The organism is Mycolicibacterium sp. Y3, from assembly GCF_051188035.1.
Lineage (GTDB): Bacteria > Actinomycetota > Actinomycetes > Mycobacteriales > Mycobacteriaceae > Mycobacterium > Mycobacterium fluoranthenivorans.
Map to the genome: position 1 here is coordinate 4397370 of NZ_JAVQLT010000001.1, position 16584 is coordinate 4413953.

Genomic DNA, 16584 nt, shown 5'->3' on the forward strand with positions numbered 1-16584 from the left:
CTCCTCTGCTGGCTCAGCTGTCCGCTTCGCTCACGGCGAAGAAGACATTCTTGGTTTCGGTGAAAGACAGCGGCGCGTCGGGGCCCAGCTCGCGGCCCAGGCCGGACTGTTTGAAGCCGCCGAACGGGGTGGTGTAGCGCACCGACGAGTGCGAGTTGACGCTGAGGTTGCCCGCCTCCACCGCGCGTGACACCCGCAGGGCCCGCGACACGTTGTCGGTCCAGATCGACCCGGAAAGCCCGTAGGAGGTGGCGTTGGCGAGGGCGATCGCATCGGCCTCGTCCTCGAACGGCAGCACCGTCACCACCGGCCCGAAGATCTCCTCGGTCACCGTGCGGTGGGTGCGCTCCGGGGTGAGCACCGTGGGCGCGAACCAGTACCCGGCGCCCGCAGGGGCCGATCCGCGGAAGGCCACCGGCGCATCGTCGGGGACGTAGGAGGACACCGACTCCCAGTGCGGTTTGGACACCAACGGTCCCATCTCGGTGGCGCGGACGGTCGGGTCACCGACCACCACGCCCTTGACGGCCGGTTCGAGGAGTTCCATGAACCGGTCGTAGACGTTGCGCTGCACCAGGATCCGGCTGCGGGCGCAGCAGTCCTGGCCGGCGTTGTCGAACACCCCGTAGGGCGCCGTGGCGGCGGCGCGCTCCAGATCGCAGTCGTCGAAGATGATGTTGGCGCTCTTGCCGCCCAGCTCCAGCGTGACGCGTTTGACCTGTGCGGCCGCCCCCGCCATCACCCGGGTGCCGACCCGGGTGGAACCGGTGAACACCACCTTGCGCACCTCGGGGTGGGTGACGAACCGCTCCCCCACCACCGTGCCCGCCCCGGGCAGCACCTGGAACAGGTCGGGGTCCAGCCCTGACTCTAGGGCCAGCTGACCGAGCCGGATCGAGGTGAGCGGCGTCCATTCGGCCGGTTTGAGCACGACCGCGTTCCCGGCGGCCAGCGCCGGGGCGAACCCCCAGGCCGCGATGGTCATCGGGAAGTTCCACGGGGTGATCACCCCGACCACACCGAGGGGCTCGTGGAAGGTCACGTCCAGGCCACCGGCGACCGGAATCTGCTTGCCGGACAAGCGTTCCGGACTGGCCGCGTAGTAGGTCAGCACATCGCGCACATGGCCGGCCTCCCACTCGGCCTGGCCGATCGGATGCCCGGAGTTGGACACCTCCAGCGCCGCGAGTTCGTCGATATGGGCGTCCACGGTCGCGGCGAAAGCGCGCAATCCCGCGGCCCGGTCCGCGGGCGCCAGCCGGGCCCAGCGCCGCTGAGCCGACACCGCGCGCGCCACCGCGTCATCGACCGCGGCGCCGTCGAGCAGATCGACGGTGCGCAGCACCTCCTCGGTGGCCGGATTGACGACCTCGGTGACGCTCATGAAACCCTTTCCGACGCATAGCTGGTGGCGGCCTGCACCAGGCCGGCGAACAGGCGCAGGTCATCGAGCCGTTCCTCGGGATGCCACTGCACCGCGAGGACGAACTGCTCGCCCGGCAGCTCGACCGCTTCGATCACCCCGTCGGCGGTCTCCTGGGCGCTGATGATCAATCCGTCACCGAGCCGGTCGATGGCCTGGTGGTGATAGCACTGGGCGTGCGAGGACTCGCCGATGAGGGCGGCCAGCCGGGTTCCGGGAACGGTGTGCACGGCGGAGGTGGAGAACACCGCGTTGCCCTGCTGGTGGCGGCTGTGGCCGAGCACATCGGGCAGGTGCTGGTGCAGGGTGCCGCCGAGAGCCACATTGAGCACCTGGGCGCCGCGGCAGATGCCGAGCACCGGCATACCGCGGCGCAGGGCAACCGCCAGCAGCGCGAACTCCCAGTCGTCGCGCGGGCCGGCCGGCTCGTCGGTGGCCGGATGCCGTTGCTGGCCATAGCTTTGCGGGTCGACGTCGCGGCCGCCGGTGATGATCAGTCCATCGACACCGTCGAGCACCCGCTCGGCCACTGCGGTGCCGGCCGGCTGCGGCGGCAGCAGCATCGCCGTCCCGCCGCCGAGGTTGACACCCTCGATGTAGATGGCCGGCAGGAAACTGGCCTGCACATCCCACACCCCGGTCTGCGCCTGCTGCAGATAGGTGGTCAACCCGATGACGGGTCTCGTTCCGGCGTCAGAGCCGCTCAAAGCCGCGTCTCCTTTCCCAATCCGTGACGGCACCGTTGAAGGCCGTCAGTTCGACACGCGCATTGTTGAGGTAGTGGTCGACGACGTCGTCGCCGAAGGCCGACCGGGCCACCGCCGATCCCGCGAACAGATCGGCCGCCTCGGCCAAGGTGGTGGGCAGGCGAAGGGCCCCACCGCTGTAGGCATTACCGGTACATGCCGGCTCCAGTTCCAGCCCATGTTCGATACCGTGCAGGCCGCCCGCGATGAGGGCGGCGACGGCCAGATATTGATTCACGTCGCCGCCGGGCGCGCGGCATTCCATCCGCATGCCGTGGCCGTGCCCGACCACCCGCAGCGCGCAGGTGCGATTGTCCATACCCCAGGCCACCGCGGTGGGCGCGAAGCTGCCGTCGACGAAACGCTTGTAGGAGTTGATGTTCGGCGCGTAGAACAACGTCAGCTCACGCAGGGTCGCCAGCTGGCCGGCCACGAAGCTGCGGAACATCGCCGACATGCCGTCACCGTCGGCGTCATCGGCGAATACCGCGGTGCCGTCGGTACCCCGGAACGACAGGTGGATGTGGCAGCTGTTGCCTTCGCGCTCATCGTATTTCGCCATGAACGTCAGCGACTTGCCATGTTGGTCGGCGATCTCCTTGGCACCGTTCTTGTAGATCGTGTGGTTGTCGCAGGTGACCAGCGCGTCGGCGTAACGGAACGCGATCTCCTGCTGGCCGAGATTGCATTCCCCCTTCACCCCCTCGCAGTACATCCCGGCGCCTTCCATACCGCGCCGGATATCGCGCAGCAGCGGCTCCATCCGGGTCGAGGCCAACATCGCGTAGTCGACGTTGTAGTCAGTCGCCGGCGTCAGCCCGCGGTAGTCGGCCGCCCAGGCGGCCCGGTAGCTGTCGTCGAACACCATGAATTCCAGTTCGGTGCCGACGAAAGCGGCCAGCTCCCGGTCGGCGAGCCGGTCGAGCTGCCTGCGCAGGATGGTGCGCGGCGCCTGGACCACGGGACGACCGTCGGACCCACCAGAACCCCACGACAGATCGGCCATCACCAGGGCGGTACCGGGCAGCCAGGGCAGCAGTCGCAGGGTGCTGAAATCGGCCGTCATGACCATATCGCCGTAGCCGGTTTCCCAGCTGGAGATGGCGTACCCGTCGACGGTGTTCATGTCCACGTCGACGGCCAGCAGGTAGTTGCAGCATTCGGCGCCGTGGGCGGCGACGTCCTCGACGAACAACCGGGCCGACACTCGTTTGCCGGTGAGACGGCCCTGCATATCGGTGAACGCGACGATGACGGTGTCGACCTCACCGTCGGCGACGAGACGTTCGAGTTCGATCTGCGTCAGCATGACGTCCTCTCTACGACGAGAAGTCAACCATTGCCGCCATGTGAGTAGCGCAGGGCAGCATCATTCACCTACAGATTTACACATCTGTCACGCCAAAGGTAGGACAGCAGACCAATAGCGGCCTATTCTCCCCCTAGATCAAGGGGCCTGCCCCGATAGACGACGTTGAGGAGAACACCGTGCCAGAAGGCCACGAACTACTCGATGAGGACGAGAGGCATCTCGCCAGCCTGGGTTACGCCCAGGAACTGCACCGGTCTTGGTCGGGGTTCTCCAACTTCGCCATCTCGTTCTCGATCATCTCCATCCTGGCCGGCTGCTTCACCTCGTTCGGGCTCGGCTGGAACAACGGCGGTCCGGCCGCCATCGCCTGGGGCTGGCCGATCATCTCGGTCTTCATCCTGATGATCGGGCTGTGTATGTCCGAGTTGGTCTCGGCATTCCCGACCTCCGGTGGAATCTATTGGTGGGCAGCCAAACTCGGTGGCCCCAAGGCCGGTTACTACACCGGCTGGCTCAATCTCGTCGGCCTGATCGCCATCCTGGCGTCGGTGGCGTACGGCAGCGCCACCTTCCTCGACCTGACCTTGAGCACCTTCAGCGAGACATGGGCCTCCGGATACAGCCTGACCAGGGTCTTCGTCATGTTCCTGGTGATCCTGGTGATCGTCGCGACCATCAACATCTTCTCCTCGCACCTGCTGGCCGTGATCAACAACATCTCGGTGTGGTGGCATGTCGCGGGCGCGGTGATCGTCATCGCGATCCTGTGGCTGATCCCCACCCGCCACGCCAGCCTCTCGACCGTGTTCGCCACCACGGTCAACAACACCGGCTTCTTCGGCGGGTCGACCTCGGGGCTGGGGTTCCTGTTCTTCGTGCTGCCGATGTCGGCGATCCTCACGCAGTACACGATCACCGGATACGACGCGTCGGCCCACCTGTCCGAGGAGACCAAGAGCGCGGCCGACGGTGCCGCCAAAGGCATCTGGCGATCCATCTTCTACTCCGCCATCGGCGGCTGGATCCTGCTGCTGACCTTCCTGTTCGCGGTCCAGGATGTCGACGGGGTGACGGCGGGCGGCGGCGCGGTCGCCACCATCTTCACCCAGGCCATGGACTCGAAGTGGGTCGGCATCGTGCTGCTGATCTCGACGGCGGGCCAGCTGTTCTGTACCACCGCCTGCCAGACCAGCAGCTCAAGAATGCTGTTCGCGTTCAGCCGCGACCGTGCGGTGCCCGGCCACCAGCTGTGGTCCAAGGTCAACGCCAAGCGGGTGCCGGCCAACGCCGTCATCGTCACCGCCGTGATCGCCGCGATCATCACGCTGCCCGCGCTGGTCAAGGTCGACATCAACGGCGCACCGGTCCCGGTCGCGTTCTTCGCCGTGGTGTCCATCGGTGTGGTCGGGCTCTACCTGTGCTTCGCGGTGCCGATCTACTACCGCTGGAAGGCCGGCGACGACTTCCCGCTGGGCAAATGGAACCTGCGCGGCCACCACAAGTGGATGGCGCCGCTGGCGCTGGCCGAGATCGTCGTCACCTCGATCATCGCGATGTTCCCGACCTCGATCGGCGGCGCACCCTGGGATCCCAGTTTCGAGTTGAAGTTCGTCAACTACACCCCGATTCTGGTGGGCGTCGTCCTGCTGCTGCTCGCGATCTATTGGCAACTGTCGGTGCGGCATTGGTTCACCGGACCGGTCAAGCAGGTCGACCTCAGCGGCGATGCGCTGGTCGAGGACGGGGCCTGACCGGCCCCGTCGCTGCGCTCGCCTACCACGTGCTGGTGCGCATCACGATCTCCGCGGCCACCTGGGCGGTGGACTCACCCGCGTTGCGCCGGCTGACCAGTTCCACCTGCCGGTACTCACCGTAGACGTATCGCTGGCTGGCCTGTGCCACCGCACGCGCGGCCGGATTGCTCACCAGCACAGTGGTGTTCAGTTCCACCGGCGGACACTGTTCGTCACGGACGACGCCGGACTGGTCGGCGACCCGTGGATGTCCCCGGTCGATCACCACCAGCCCGATGAACCGATCCAGCCGCGTCGCCGCCAGCTCCCAGGCCAGTTCGCCACCGAACCGGTCGCCCACCAGCAGACCCCAGCGCACCCCGAGGGCATCGAGCACCCCCACCACCGCTTTGGCCGTCAACTGGGGGTCGGGATAGATCACGATCGTGCGAAGCGAGGCGGTGTGCAGGCGCTGGCATACGGCGTCGTAGGCGCGGGCACCGGGCGCAGCGGCGCCGAGCAGCACCACCACCCCGCCCTTGTCGGGCCCCGCCACCTCGACAGCGACAGGCACCCCGTCGACGGTCACCATGGTCGAGGGCATTGCGTCACGCTAGGACATGTCCCGGTCCGGCGCGGCCGTTTTGGCCGGTCTGGCACCGGCTGTCAGCGTTGCCCGATGCGGGCGGCCTGTTTGCCGGTCACCTGCAGGAAGGTCTGCGGCAAGGTGCCCTTGGCCGTGATGGCTGGGTCGGGCGTCGGAAAGCCGACCGCGAAAACCGCCATCCCGTCCACGTTTTCGAACGAGGAGTACACGCTGGTGCGCTCGCCGCCGAGCTGCATGGTCTGTTCGAAGACGAGCGCGCCCGGCCGCTCGGTGGGCAGACCGGTGGTGGTCATCGGTATTCCCGGGGACGACCGGTCGAAGAAGGTTTCGTAGTGCGCGCATCGCTGCGCCGTCGCCGCGATCGCGTCCAGATCCAGTTGCCGGCTCAGCACGGTGACGAGCATGCGGACACCGTCGTAGCTGACGGTGTATTTGGCCGCGCTACCCGGGCCGCGTTCGGCCGTCGCGGCGATCACCCGGGTGAAACCGTCACTGCACCCTTGCGGGGTGGACAGCATCGCCGGCGGTCCGCCAGTGCCGTCAGGTTCGCCGGGTCGTTCGACGATCCGGTCATAGCGCACTCCGGGCGCGAAGTCCGCCGACGTGAGCAGTACCGACTCCAGCCGTGCGCCCGGCCAGGTAGCGCTCCCCGCCACGACGTGGGCGCATCCACTCTGCATGAGCGCGATCAGCATCGCCGGGACCAGCAGGCGTGCGATCATCGGCCCACATTAACCACTGGTGAGCGCGCTGGCGATGACCGCCCGCCGCGGTGGCCCACCGAGCAGACCCAGAACGGCCTGCAGGTCGAGATGCGCGGCCAGCGCATCTGCCATCACGTCCAGCTGGGCGTCGCGCCGGGCCCGCACGTCGGTGTCCTCGGCCACGACGAATCCGGTGCGGCCCGCCGCGGCGGCGGCTTCGGTGAGCCAGGCCCGGCGCTCATCGTCGTTGTCCAGCAGGCCATGCCAGTGGGTACCGAACACGGCGCCGCGGCGGATCCCCACCCCGAGCCAGTCCTGTTCACCGGACCGGCGCACCTGACCGTGGTGAATCTCGTACCCGTGTAGCGGAGTCTCCCAGTGCCGCAACGTCTTCGCAGGGTCGAACACGATATCGGCGTCCAGCAGTCCGAGGCCTTCGACCGTCCCGGACCGCGACTCGACGGGGTCGTCGATCCGGCGGCACAGCATCTGGAATCCGCCGCACACCCCCAGCACCGGCCGGCCGGCCGCGGCATGCGCCACCACCGCGGCCGCCAATCCACGCTCCCGCAGCCACGCCAGGTCCGAGACCGTGGCCTTGCTGCCCGGCAGGACCACCACGTCGGCGTCGCCGATATCGCCGGGGTCGGCGACCCAGCGCACCAGCACACCGGGTTCACAGGCCAGCGCTTCGACATCGGTCGAGTTGGAGATGCGCGGTAACCGGACCGCGGCCACCCGCAGCCATTCGGACCCGCGCGGTGCCGCCGGCTCGCCGAGGGTCGCACCGGCGGTCACCGACAGCGAATCCTCGGTGTCCATCCAGAGCGAGTCGAGGTGCGGGATCACGCCGTAGGTGGGCCGTCCGGTCAGCGCCTCGAGCTGGTCCAGTCCGGGAGCCAGCAACGCGGGGTCGCCGCGGAACTTGTTGACCAGGAATCCGCTGATCAGTTTCTGGTCCTCGGGTTCGAGCACCGCCACCGTACCGAACAGGTGCGCCAGCAGGCCCCCGCGATCGATATCGCCGACCAGCAGCACCGCAAGCCCGGCCGCACGCGCCAGGCCCATATTCGCCAGATCACTGGCGCGCAGGTTGATCTCGGCGGGCGAACCCGCACCCTCGCAGATCACGGCATCGAATTCGGCTCGCAGTGCGGCCAATTCGTCGGCGACCACACCGGCGAGCTCGCTGCGGCGGGTGAAGTAGTCGCCGGCGGCCATGGTGCCGGCGACCTGGCCGCGCACCACCAGTTGCGAGGTCCGGTCACTGCCGGGCTTGAGCAGGATCGGGTTGAACCGGATGCTGGGCGCCAGGCCTGCGGCGCGGGCCTGCATCGCCTGAGCCCGGCCGATCTCGCCGCCCTCGATCGTGACGGCGGAGTTGTTGCTCATGTTCTGCGCCTTGAACGGGGCCACCCGCATCCCGTGGCGGGTCAGCAGTCGGCACAGCCCGGCGACGACCATCGATTTACCGGCGTCGGAGGTGGTCCCGGCGACCAGCAGTGCACTCACACCAGGGTGAGAATGTCGGCGCCGTCCGCGGTGACCACCAGGGTGTGCTCGAACTGCGCGGTCCACTTGCGGTCCCGGGTGGCCACCGTCCAGCCGTCATCCCAGATCTCGTAGTCCAGCGCACCGAGGTTGATCATCGGCTCGATGGTGAACGTCATGCCCGGTTCGATCACCGTGTCGACGGCGGGCTGGTCATAGTGCAGCACCACCAGACCGTTGTGGAATGTGGTGCCGATACCGTGCCCGGTGAAATCGCGAACGACGTTGTAGCCGAAGCGGTTCGCGTAGGCCTCGATGACGCGGCCGACCACCGAGAGCTGGCGGCCGGGTTTGACCGCCTTGATGGCCCGCATGGTCGCCTCGTGCGTGCGCTCCACCAGCAGCCGGTGTTCCTCGGACACCTCTCCCGCCAGGAAGGTGGCGTTGGTGTCCCCGTGCACCCCGTCGATATAGGCGGTGACGTCGATATTGACGATGTCACCGTCCTCGATGACGGTGGAATCCGGGATGCCATGGCAGATCACCTCGTTCAGGGAGGTGCAGCAGGACTTCGGGAATCCCTTGTAGCCCAGCGTGGACGGATAGGCGCCGTGGTCGATCATGTACTCGTGGGCCACCCGGTCCAGGTGATCGGTGGTGACGCCGGGGGCGACCGCCTTCCCTGCCTCGGCGAGTGCGCCCGCGGCGATCCGGCCGGCCACCCGCATCTTCTCGATCACCTCGGGCGTCTGCACCCAGGGTTCGTGGCCCTCGACGGCGGTCGGCTTCCACGCGTACTCCGGGCGCGGGATCGACTTGGGCACCGGAAGGGTCGGGGACAACTCGCCGGACCGAAGGGGCGCGCGAACAGGCATGGCGGTCAGCCTACCGAGATCGCGGCCGGCACCGGGGTCAGGCCGGACACCCCGGGTAGAACCCGACTCTCCATCTGCGGTAATGGTGTTACCGTACGGCGGTGAACGACGAGCACATCCTGCACCGGCTCGACTACGTCGAGGTCGAGTCGACCGGGGACCGGCTCGTGATGGAGATGGACAACCGTCCCGATCTGGCGAATGTGCGCGGCGCGCTGCAGGGCGGCCTGGTGGCCACCCTCATCGACATCGCCGCGGGCATCCTCGCCGGGCGGCACACCGGAGTCGGCCACGACGTCACCACCGCCGACCTGAACATCCACTTCCTGGCGCCGGTCATGGGCCGGGCGCGTGCGGAGGCGACGATCGTGCGGGCGGGCCGACGGCTCATCGTCACCGCCGTGGATGTCACCGATCTCGACCGGAACCGGCTGGCGGCCAGGGCCACCCTGACGTTCGCGGTGCTCGAGCCGCGCTAGGTGCGGCGCCGCAACCGCGGCGGCGACCACGAGCGCCGCGGTCCGCGGATATCCACCGAACCGCAGACCACCTTGCCGGTGAAGACGATATGCGGCGTGCCTTCGGCCGGCGCGTCCCGGCGGTGGTCGTTGGCGCTGCCCACCACCACCTCCACATCGTCGATCGAGGCGCTGGCGCCGTCGGGCAGCCGGATGTCGAGTCCGCCGAACTTGAGGTCGAGTTCGACCACGATCATCGGACCGGCGAAGCGCGCCCGGGTGAGGTCCAGGTCCACCGAACCCATCCGCCGGTGCAGGGCCAGCCGGGTGGGCACCACCCATTCCCCCTGCCGCTTCAGCGAGCCCATCACACCGCGCAGTTCCACCCGGTCGGCGGCCGAGGTGACGATGGCGCCGGGCCCGGGCAGGTCACCGACCAGGGCGTCCAGATCCGTGTGCAGGCGGGCCTGGGAGACCAGCGCCGAGCGCTCCTCGAATTCGCCGATGTCGATCAGCCCGAGCGCCACCGCATTGTGCAGCCGCCGCAGCGTGCCGTTGCGGTCCGCATCGGACACCCGCATGGTCGCGTAATCGTCAATACCTGTCATCGCCCCTGCATCCTCCAGCAGTCAGGCTACTGCGCGGGCGGCGCGAGATCAGGCCAGGTAGTCCGGCGGCAGACCCTTGAGCATGTCCCGGCACATCCGGACCGCGTATTCCGAGCTGCCACCACCGACGATCAGCGCGGCGAAGGCCATATCCCCGCGATAGCCGGCGAACCAGGCATGCGACCCGCCGTTGAACTCGGCCTCACCGGTCTTGCCGCGGACATCGCCCAGCCCGTTGAGCTCCTTGGCGGTGCCGTTGGTCACCACCAGCCGCATCATCGGCCGCAGCGCGTCGAGCATCTTCGGCGAGATCGCCGCCGCCGTCCCGTTGACCTGCGTCTGGCGCCCCAGGATCAGTTGTGGCACAGGTGTTTTCCCGGCCGCGACGGTGGCCGCGACCAAGGCCATCCCGAACGGGCTGGCCAACACCTTGCCCTGGCCGAAGCCGTCCTCGGTGCGCTCGGTCAGATCCACCGTCGGGGGCACCGAACCGGTCACCGTGGGGATGCCGTCCACCACATAGTCCGAACCGAGGCCGTACTGGGCGGCGGCCTGGTTCAGGCCACGCGGTGGCAGCGTACTGGCCAGCTCGGCGAACGTGGTGTTGCACGAGTTGGCGAACGCCCGCGACATGGGCACCGTGCCCAGGTCGAAGGTGTTGTAGTTGTTGATGGTCCGGTGTCCGATATCCAGTGACCCCGGGCAGCCCAGCAAGGTGTTCGGCGTTGCCATATCCCGGTCGACGACGGCGCCGGCGGTGATGATCTTGAAGGTTGATCCCGGCGGGTACAGGCCCATGGTGGCGGTCGGCCCGTCGGCGTCGGCGGCGGCGTTCTGGGCGACGGCCAGGATCTCGCCCGTCGACGGCTTGATCGCCACGATCATCGCCTTCTTGCCGACCATGTTCACCGCGTCCTGCGCCGAGTTCTGCACCGCGCGGTCCAGGCTGATCGTCACCGAAGGCGCCGGAGTGCCGGGCACTTCGTTGAGGACGTCGACATCGACGCCGTTCTGGTTGACGCTGACCACCCGCCACCCGGCCTGGCCCACCAGATCGGTGGACACCGCCTTCTTGACCTCCGAGACGATGGCCGGTGCGAACTTCGCATCCGTGGGCATCATCTCGGGCTGCGGGGTGATGACCACCCCTGGGCGCCGGGCGATCGCCGCCGACACCCGGTCGTTGTCATCCGTGCGCAGCGTGATGAGGTCCAGCGGGGAGGTCGACGAGCTGGCCTCTTCGGCCAGCCGCTGCGGGTCCAAGGTGTTGTCGAACGGTCGCAGCGCATCGACCACGGCCCGGGCCGTCGGCATCAGCGCGGCGCCGGCCACCCGGGCATCGAGCGCGTAGTGGTACAGGTAGCCGGGAACCAGGACATCGGTGCCCCCGCGCTCGTTGACCGAGGCCCGCCGGGGCGGGTCGGCCCGCAGCGCCAGGGTCTGATTCTCGCCCAGTTGGGGATGCAGCCCGGTGGCGCTCCAGCGCACCTGCCAGTGCCCCTCTTCGCGGATCATGTTCAGTTCGCCGTCGTAGGTCCACACCCGGTCCTTGGGCAGGTGCCAGCTGTAGCGATATTTGATGGTGCCGGTGTCCTCGGCGTACTTGGAGCCCAGGATCTGGGTGTCCAGCCGGCTGGCCTGCAGCCCCGACCACGCCTCATTCAGCGCGGCCTGGGCTTGCGCCGGGTGATCGGCCAGATCTGCCGCGGCGGTGGTGTTCCCGGTGGCCAGTGCCGCGAAGAACGCTTCGGCGGTGGGCTCGGGACCATTCGGCTTGGGGGTGCAGGCACTCAGCGTCGTCGCCGTCGCGACGACGGCCATGACGGCCGCCGCAATGCGCGAGACCGGTGTGGTGATAGTTGCCATTGAGGCAAATGTTAAAACTGTGGCGACCGCCGGAGGCGGAGGCGCACCGAGACCGGACCGTGATGGGTTCGAGATGGAGGCGCGCGCTGCGGATCTGTCAGTCCAAGAGCACGGTCGCGAAGGTGCCCACCTGGGTGAAGCCGATCTTGGCGTACGCGCCGCGGGCGACGTGGTTGTAACCGTTGACGTAGAGGCTGGCGATGCGGCCGCTGCGCAACACCGCATCGGCCAGGGTGGCGGTGCCCGCGGCGCCCAGTCCCCGCCCCCGCCACTGCGGATGCACCCAGACACCCTGGATCTGGCCCACCGTCGGCGACTGCGAACCGATCTCGGCCTTGAAGACCACCTGACCGTCCTCGAAACGGGCCCACGCCCGGCCCGCCGCGATCAGACCGGCCACTCGACGCCGGTAGCCGCGTCCGCCGTCACCCGTCCGCGGATCGATCCCCACTTCGCCGATGAACATCTCGATGGCGGCCACCAGGTAGGCGTCGAGCTCCTCCATCCGGACGGGCCGCACCGCGGTGTCGACGGCGCACAGTGGCGCAGCCGACAGCGCCATCAGCGGTTGCTCGTCACGCACATCGCGGGCCGCTCCCCAGCCCGCTTCGAGCCGCCGCCACAGCGGCAACACCATTTCGGCCCGTCCGACGAGCGACGAACATCGCCGCGGCGCGCTGAGCGCTTTGTCGGCGAACGCGGCAATATCGTCCGGACCGCCGCGCAGCGGAATGAGATTGGCCCCCGCGTAACACAGTGATTCGGTGACGCGGCGCCGCGTCCACAACTCTCCCCCGATGGCATTCGGGTCGACACCGTACTCGAGGACCCGGCACGCGACCATACAGGCGCCGACCGGGTCATCGTCCAGAACCACACGTACCGAATCCAGGTCACGCACCACCGAGACACGGCGCTCATCGGTGAGGCGGTAGAGGGGCGGAGCCGACATGAAGGTTCTTTCTGAGCTACCGGAGCCGGAGGGTGACCCCGCTCACAGGGGCCTGATTCAGCTTACGGTGACAACGGGCGAACCGCTGGCACTTGCCCCCGGGTCCAATTCGGCCGCGATGCGCATGGCCTCTTCGATCAAGGTCTCCACGATCATCGCCTCAGGCACCGTCTTGACCACTTCACCCTTGACGAAGATCTGACCCTTGCCGTTGCCCGACGCGACACCGAGGTCCGCTTCGCGGGCTTCGCCCGGGCCGTTCACCACACAACCCATCACCGCCACGCGCAACGGCACATCGAGCCCGTCCAGTCCCGCCGACACCGCATTGGCCAACGTGTACACGTCGACCTGGGCGCGCCCGCAGGACGGACAGGACACGATCTCCAGGCCGCGCGGACGCAGGTTCAGCGATTCCAGGATCTGGTTGCCGACCTTGATCTCCTCGGCCGGCGGCGCCGACAGCGACACCCGGATCGTGTCGCCGATACCGCGCGACAGCAGCGCACCGAAGGCGACGGCGGACTTGATGGTGCCCTGGAAGGCGGGGCCGGCCTCGGTGACACCCAGGTGCAGCGGATAGTCGCACCGGGCGGCCAACTGTTCGTAGGCGGCCACCATGATCACCGGGTCGTTGTGCTTGACGCTGATCTTGATATCGCCGAAGCCGTGCTCCTCGAACAGCGAGGCCTCCCACAGCGCGGATTCGACGAGAGCCTCCGGGGTGGCCTTCCCGTACTTCTCCAGCATCCGCTTGTCCAACGACCCGGCATTGACCCCGATCCGGATCGGGATGCCCGCCGCCCCCGCGGCCTTGGCCACCTCTTTGACCCGGCCGTCGAACTCTTTGATGTTGCCGGGGTTCACCCGCACCGCCGCGCAGCCCGCGTCGATGGCGGCGAAGATGTACTTCGGCTGGAAATGGATATCGGCGATGACGGGGATGTTCGCCTTCTTCGCGATGATCGGCAGCGCGTCGGCGTCCTCCTGCCGGGGGCAGGCGACCCGGACGATATCGCAGCCCGACGCGGTCAGCTCGGCGATCTGCTGCAGCGTCGCGTTGATGTCATGGGTCTTGGTGGTGCACATCGACTGCACCGAGATCGGCGAGTCGCTACCCACCCCCACATCGCCCACCTTGAGCTGGCGGGTCTTGCGACGCGGCGCCAGAACGGGCGGCGGCGGGGCTGGGATACCCAAGCCGATGGAAGTCACTTCATCTCCAAACTTCGGGGTCCGACTACTGGAACAGTCTGATGGGATTGACCAGGTCGGCGGTGACGGTCAACAACATGTATCCGACGACGAAGACCAGCACCACATAGGTGGCGGGCATGAGTTTGAGGTAGTTGACCGGCGCGGCGGCCACCTTGCCGCGCGCCGTGCGGATCATGTTGCGGACCTTCTCGAACACCGCGATCGCGATATGACCGCCATCGAAGGGCAGCAGCGGGATCAGGTTCACCGCGCCGAGCACGAAGTTCATCTGGGCCAGGAAGAACCAGAAAGCCACCCACAGGCCGTGGTCGACGGTGTCGCCGCCGATGATGCTGGCGCCCACCACGCTGATCGGGGTCTCGGGGTCGCGCTCGCCGCCGCCGATGGCGTGCACCAGCGCGCCGACCTTGGTGGGGATCTTGGCCAGCGACTTGCCGAGTTCGACGGCGAGGTCACCGGTGAAGGAGAAGGTGGCCGGGACGGCGGTCAGCGGGTTGTACCGGGTGGGGCCCGGCGGCTGCGCCGCACTCACCCCGATGGCGCCGACGGCGATCGTCTTGTCGGCATCCTTGTCGGCGAAGCGCTGGGTCTGGGTGACGTCGACGACGGTCGCGATCCGCTCACCGTCGCGTTCGTAGACGATCGGCACCGGGCCGGAGAGCTTACGGATGGCGGCGGCCATATCCGCGAAGGTCGCCACATCGGTGCCGTTGACCTTGACGATGGTGTCGCCGGCCTCGATGCCCGCCAGCGCGGCCGGGCCGGGGCCCGGTTCCGGGCACGGCCCGAACGGGTTGTCCCCGCCTTTGCTGATCTGCGGTGCCACACAAGCGGTTTGACCGACGATCGCGGTGGTCGGCGGGTGCAGGTTGGGCAGGCCCCAGATGACGGCGATGGCGTAGATGAGCGCCAGGCCGATGGCGAAGTTCATCCCCGGGCCCGCGAACAGCACGGCGACGCGCTTCCACACCTTCTGCTTGTACATCGCGTGGCGTTGCTCGTCGGGGGCGAGCTCTTCGACCGAGGTCATGCCGGCGATATCGCAGAAGCCGCCCAGCGGGACGGCCTTGACGCCGTACTCGGTGTAGCCGAGCTTGTTCGGCCGCATGGTCGACCACAGGGTGGGACCGAAGCCGACGAAATAGCGACGCACCTTCATGCCGGTGGCGCGGGCCACCCACATGTGCCCGCATTCATGCAGGGCCACCGAGACCAGGATGGCCAGCGCGAACAGCGCGATGCCGATAGCGAACATCATCGGGCTGCGGTGACCTCCTGCGTCGATTCGGTGCGGATCAGGCGCCTGGCCTCGGCCTTGGCCCAGTCCTGCGCGTCGAGTACTTCTTCCACGGTAGCGGGTGCGGCGGCCCACTGGTCTGCGGCGTGCAGCACGTCGGCAACAGTTCGCACAATCGAGGGGAAAGCGATACGCCCAGCGAGGAAGGCCTCGGCGGCCTCCTCGTTGGCCGCGTTGTAGACCGCGGTGAGGCAGCCGCCCCGCCGGCCGGCTTCCCTGGCCAGCTCCACCGCGGGGAACACCTGCGCGTCCAGCGGTTCGAACGTCCACGTCGACGCGGTGCTCCAGTCGCAGGGCTGCGCGGCCCCGGCCACCCGGTCCGGCCAGCCCAGAGCCAGCGCGATGGGCAGTTTCATATCGGGCGGGCTGGCCTGCGCCAGCGTCGAGCCGTCGGTGAACGTCACCATCGAGTGCACGATCGACTGGGGATGCACCACGACCTCGATGCGGTCGTAATCGATGCCGAACAGCAGATGCGTCTCGATCAGCTCCAGGCCCTTGTTGACCAGTGACGCCGAGTTCAGGGTGTTCATCGGTCCCATCGACCAGGTCGGGTGCGCACCGGCCTGTTCGGGGGTGACGCTGGTCAGCGCCTCCGCCGACCAGCCGCGGAACGGCCCGCCCGAAGCGGTCAGCACCAGGGCGGCGACCTCGTCGGCGCTACCGCCGCGCAGGCACTGCGCGAGCGCCGAATGTTCGGAGTCCACCGGCACGATCTGTCCGGGCGCGGCGGCCGCCAGCACCAGGGGGCCACCGGCCACCAGTGACTCCTTGTTCGCCAGTGCCAGCCGGGCCCCACTGTGCAGGGCGGCCAGGGTCGGCTTCAGTCCGAGCGCACCGACCAGGGCGTTGAGCACCACGTCGGCCTCGGTGTCCTCGACGATGCGGGTGGCCGCGTCGGGCCCGCGGTAGGCGGCCTCGATGGTGGCGTCGGGGTCGGCGACGGCCACATTGCGCACCCCCGTCTCGGCGGCCTGCCGGGCCAGCAGCTCGGCGTTGCCGCCGCCGGCGGCCAGACCCACGACCTCGAAGCGATCCGGGTTGGCCGCGATGACCTCGAGCGCCTGGGTACCGATGGAACCGGTGCTGCCCAGCAGCAGCACCCGCACGCGTTCCTGCCCTCCGACGTTCGTCACCGTCCCATTGTGCCGCGTGGGATCACCCTCGGCGGAATCGACGCCGGATGCGTCGTGTCACGCCGGCTCGACAGGTCACCCATCCGGTCCGCACACCGCACCGAATACATCGGTGAGGGCGGCCCAAAAGACCGCTCCGGAACAGATTCGAGTGACAA

15 protein-coding genes are annotated in these 16584 nt (G+C 68.2%); 2 read left to right on the forward strand and 13 right to left on the reverse strand.

All coding sequences use genetic code 11. The features are described from left to right. Positions 1-13: 13 nt before the first annotated feature. Genes QN239_RS21490 through QN239_RS21500 form a run of 3 tightly spaced genes read right to left on the reverse strand, consistent with a single transcriptional unit; the run spans position 14 to position 3478 of the window. Entirely contained in the window at positions 14-1384 is a 1371-nt protein-coding gene (locus tag QN239_RS21490; protein ID WP_499013334.1) for an aldehyde dehydrogenase family protein, read from the reverse strand. After that, on the reverse strand, positions 1381-2130 hold the full coding sequence (locus QN239_RS21495; RefSeq protein ID WP_187099007.1) for a gamma-glutamyl-gamma-aminobutyrate hydrolase family protein: 750 nt from the start codon (positions 2128-2130) through the stop codon (positions 1381-1383). The genes QN239_RS21490 and QN239_RS21495 overlap by 4 nt, the downstream gene beginning before the upstream one ends. Beyond that, positions 2117-3478 carry a glutamine synthetase family protein gene (locus QN239_RS21500; protein WP_499013336.1) on the reverse strand — a complete coding sequence of 454 codons (1362 nt, stop codon included), beginning with the start codon at positions 3476-3478 and terminating at the stop codon, positions 2117-2119. Before QN239_RS21500 ends, QN239_RS21495 begins: the two co-directional genes overlap by 14 nt. 179 nt (positions 3479-3657) lie before the next feature. Between QN239_RS21500 and QN239_RS21505 the strand changes: the two genes are divergently transcribed. Then, the gene (locus QN239_RS21505; protein ID WP_499013339.1) at positions 3658-5232 is read left to right on the forward strand and encodes an amino acid permease; all 1575 of its coding nucleotides are present in this window, start codon (positions 3658-3660) and stop codon (positions 5230-5232) included. A gap of 22 nt (positions 5233-5254) precedes the next feature. Here QN239_RS21505 and QN239_RS21510 read toward each other — a convergent pair whose 3' ends face one another. From QN239_RS21510 to map, 4 genes are all read right to left on the reverse strand, one after another. Then, a complete protein-coding gene (locus tag QN239_RS21510) occupies positions 5255-5818 on the reverse strand; it encodes an alpha/beta fold hydrolase (protein ID WP_499013343.1) in 564 nt (187 codons plus the stop codon). A gap of 62 nt (positions 5819-5880) precedes the next feature. Continuing rightward, positions 5881-6543 carry a hypothetical protein gene (locus QN239_RS21515; protein ID WP_499013346.1) on the reverse strand — a complete coding sequence of 221 codons (663 nt, stop codon included), beginning with the start codon at positions 6541-6543 and terminating at the stop codon, positions 5881-5883. A gap of 9 nt (positions 6544-6552) precedes the next feature. Then, on the reverse strand, positions 6553-8037 hold the full coding sequence (locus QN239_RS21520) for a cobyric acid synthase (protein WP_499013348.1): 1485 nt from the start codon (positions 8035-8037) through the stop codon (positions 6553-6555). After that, positions 8034-8891: a type I methionyl aminopeptidase gene (map, locus tag QN239_RS21525; RefSeq protein WP_499013350.1), complete on the reverse strand. Its 858-nt coding sequence runs from the start codon at positions 8889-8891 to the stop codon at positions 8034-8036. Before map ends, QN239_RS21520 begins: the two co-directional genes overlap by 4 nt. A 101-nt stretch (positions 8892-8992) precedes the next feature. On the opposite strand from map, the gene QN239_RS21530 reads away from it, so the two are divergent. Beyond that, positions 8993-9370: a PaaI family thioesterase gene (locus tag QN239_RS21530; protein WP_090356725.1), complete on the forward strand. Its 378-nt coding sequence runs from the start codon at positions 8993-8995 to the stop codon at positions 9368-9370. On the opposite strand, the gene QN239_RS21535 is transcribed toward QN239_RS21530, so the two are convergent. The 6 genes from QN239_RS21535 to dxr all read right to left on the reverse strand — a co-directional run bounded on the left by QN239_RS21535 (position 9367) and on the right by dxr (position 16426). Then, positions 9367-9957, reverse strand: a complete 591-nt coding sequence (locus tag QN239_RS21535) for a DUF1707 SHOCT-like domain-containing protein (RefSeq protein ID WP_090356727.1) — start codon at positions 9955-9957, stop codon at positions 9367-9369. The two genes, QN239_RS21530 and QN239_RS21535, sit on opposite strands and share 4 nt — an antisense overlap. Before the next feature lie 48 nt (positions 9958-10005). Next, entirely contained in the window at positions 10006-11823 is a 1818-nt protein-coding gene (locus QN239_RS21540) for a penicillin-binding transpeptidase domain-containing protein (protein WP_499013352.1), read from the reverse strand. A gap of 97 nt (positions 11824-11920) precedes the next feature. Next, positions 11921-12775, reverse strand: a complete 855-nt coding sequence (locus QN239_RS21545) for a GNAT family N-acetyltransferase (RefSeq protein WP_499013357.1) — start codon at positions 12773-12775, stop codon at positions 11921-11923. Between the two features lie 57 nt (positions 12776-12832). Next, positions 12833-13990 carry a flavodoxin-dependent (E)-4-hydroxy-3-methylbut-2-enyl-diphosphate synthase gene (gene ispG, locus QN239_RS21550; protein ID WP_090356734.1) on the reverse strand — a complete coding sequence of 386 codons (1158 nt, stop codon included), beginning with the start codon at positions 13988-13990 and terminating at the stop codon, positions 12833-12835. 25 nt (positions 13991-14015) lie between these two features. After that, entirely contained in the window at positions 14016-15251 is a 1236-nt protein-coding gene (locus QN239_RS21555) for a M50 family metallopeptidase (protein WP_499013360.1), read from the reverse strand. After that, entirely contained in the window at positions 15248-16426 is a 1179-nt protein-coding gene (gene dxr, locus QN239_RS21560; RefSeq protein ID WP_499013363.1) for a 1-deoxy-D-xylulose-5-phosphate reductoisomerase, read from the reverse strand. The genes QN239_RS21555 and dxr overlap by 4 nt, the downstream gene beginning before the upstream one ends. Between the last annotated feature and the right edge of the window lie 158 nt (positions 16427-16584).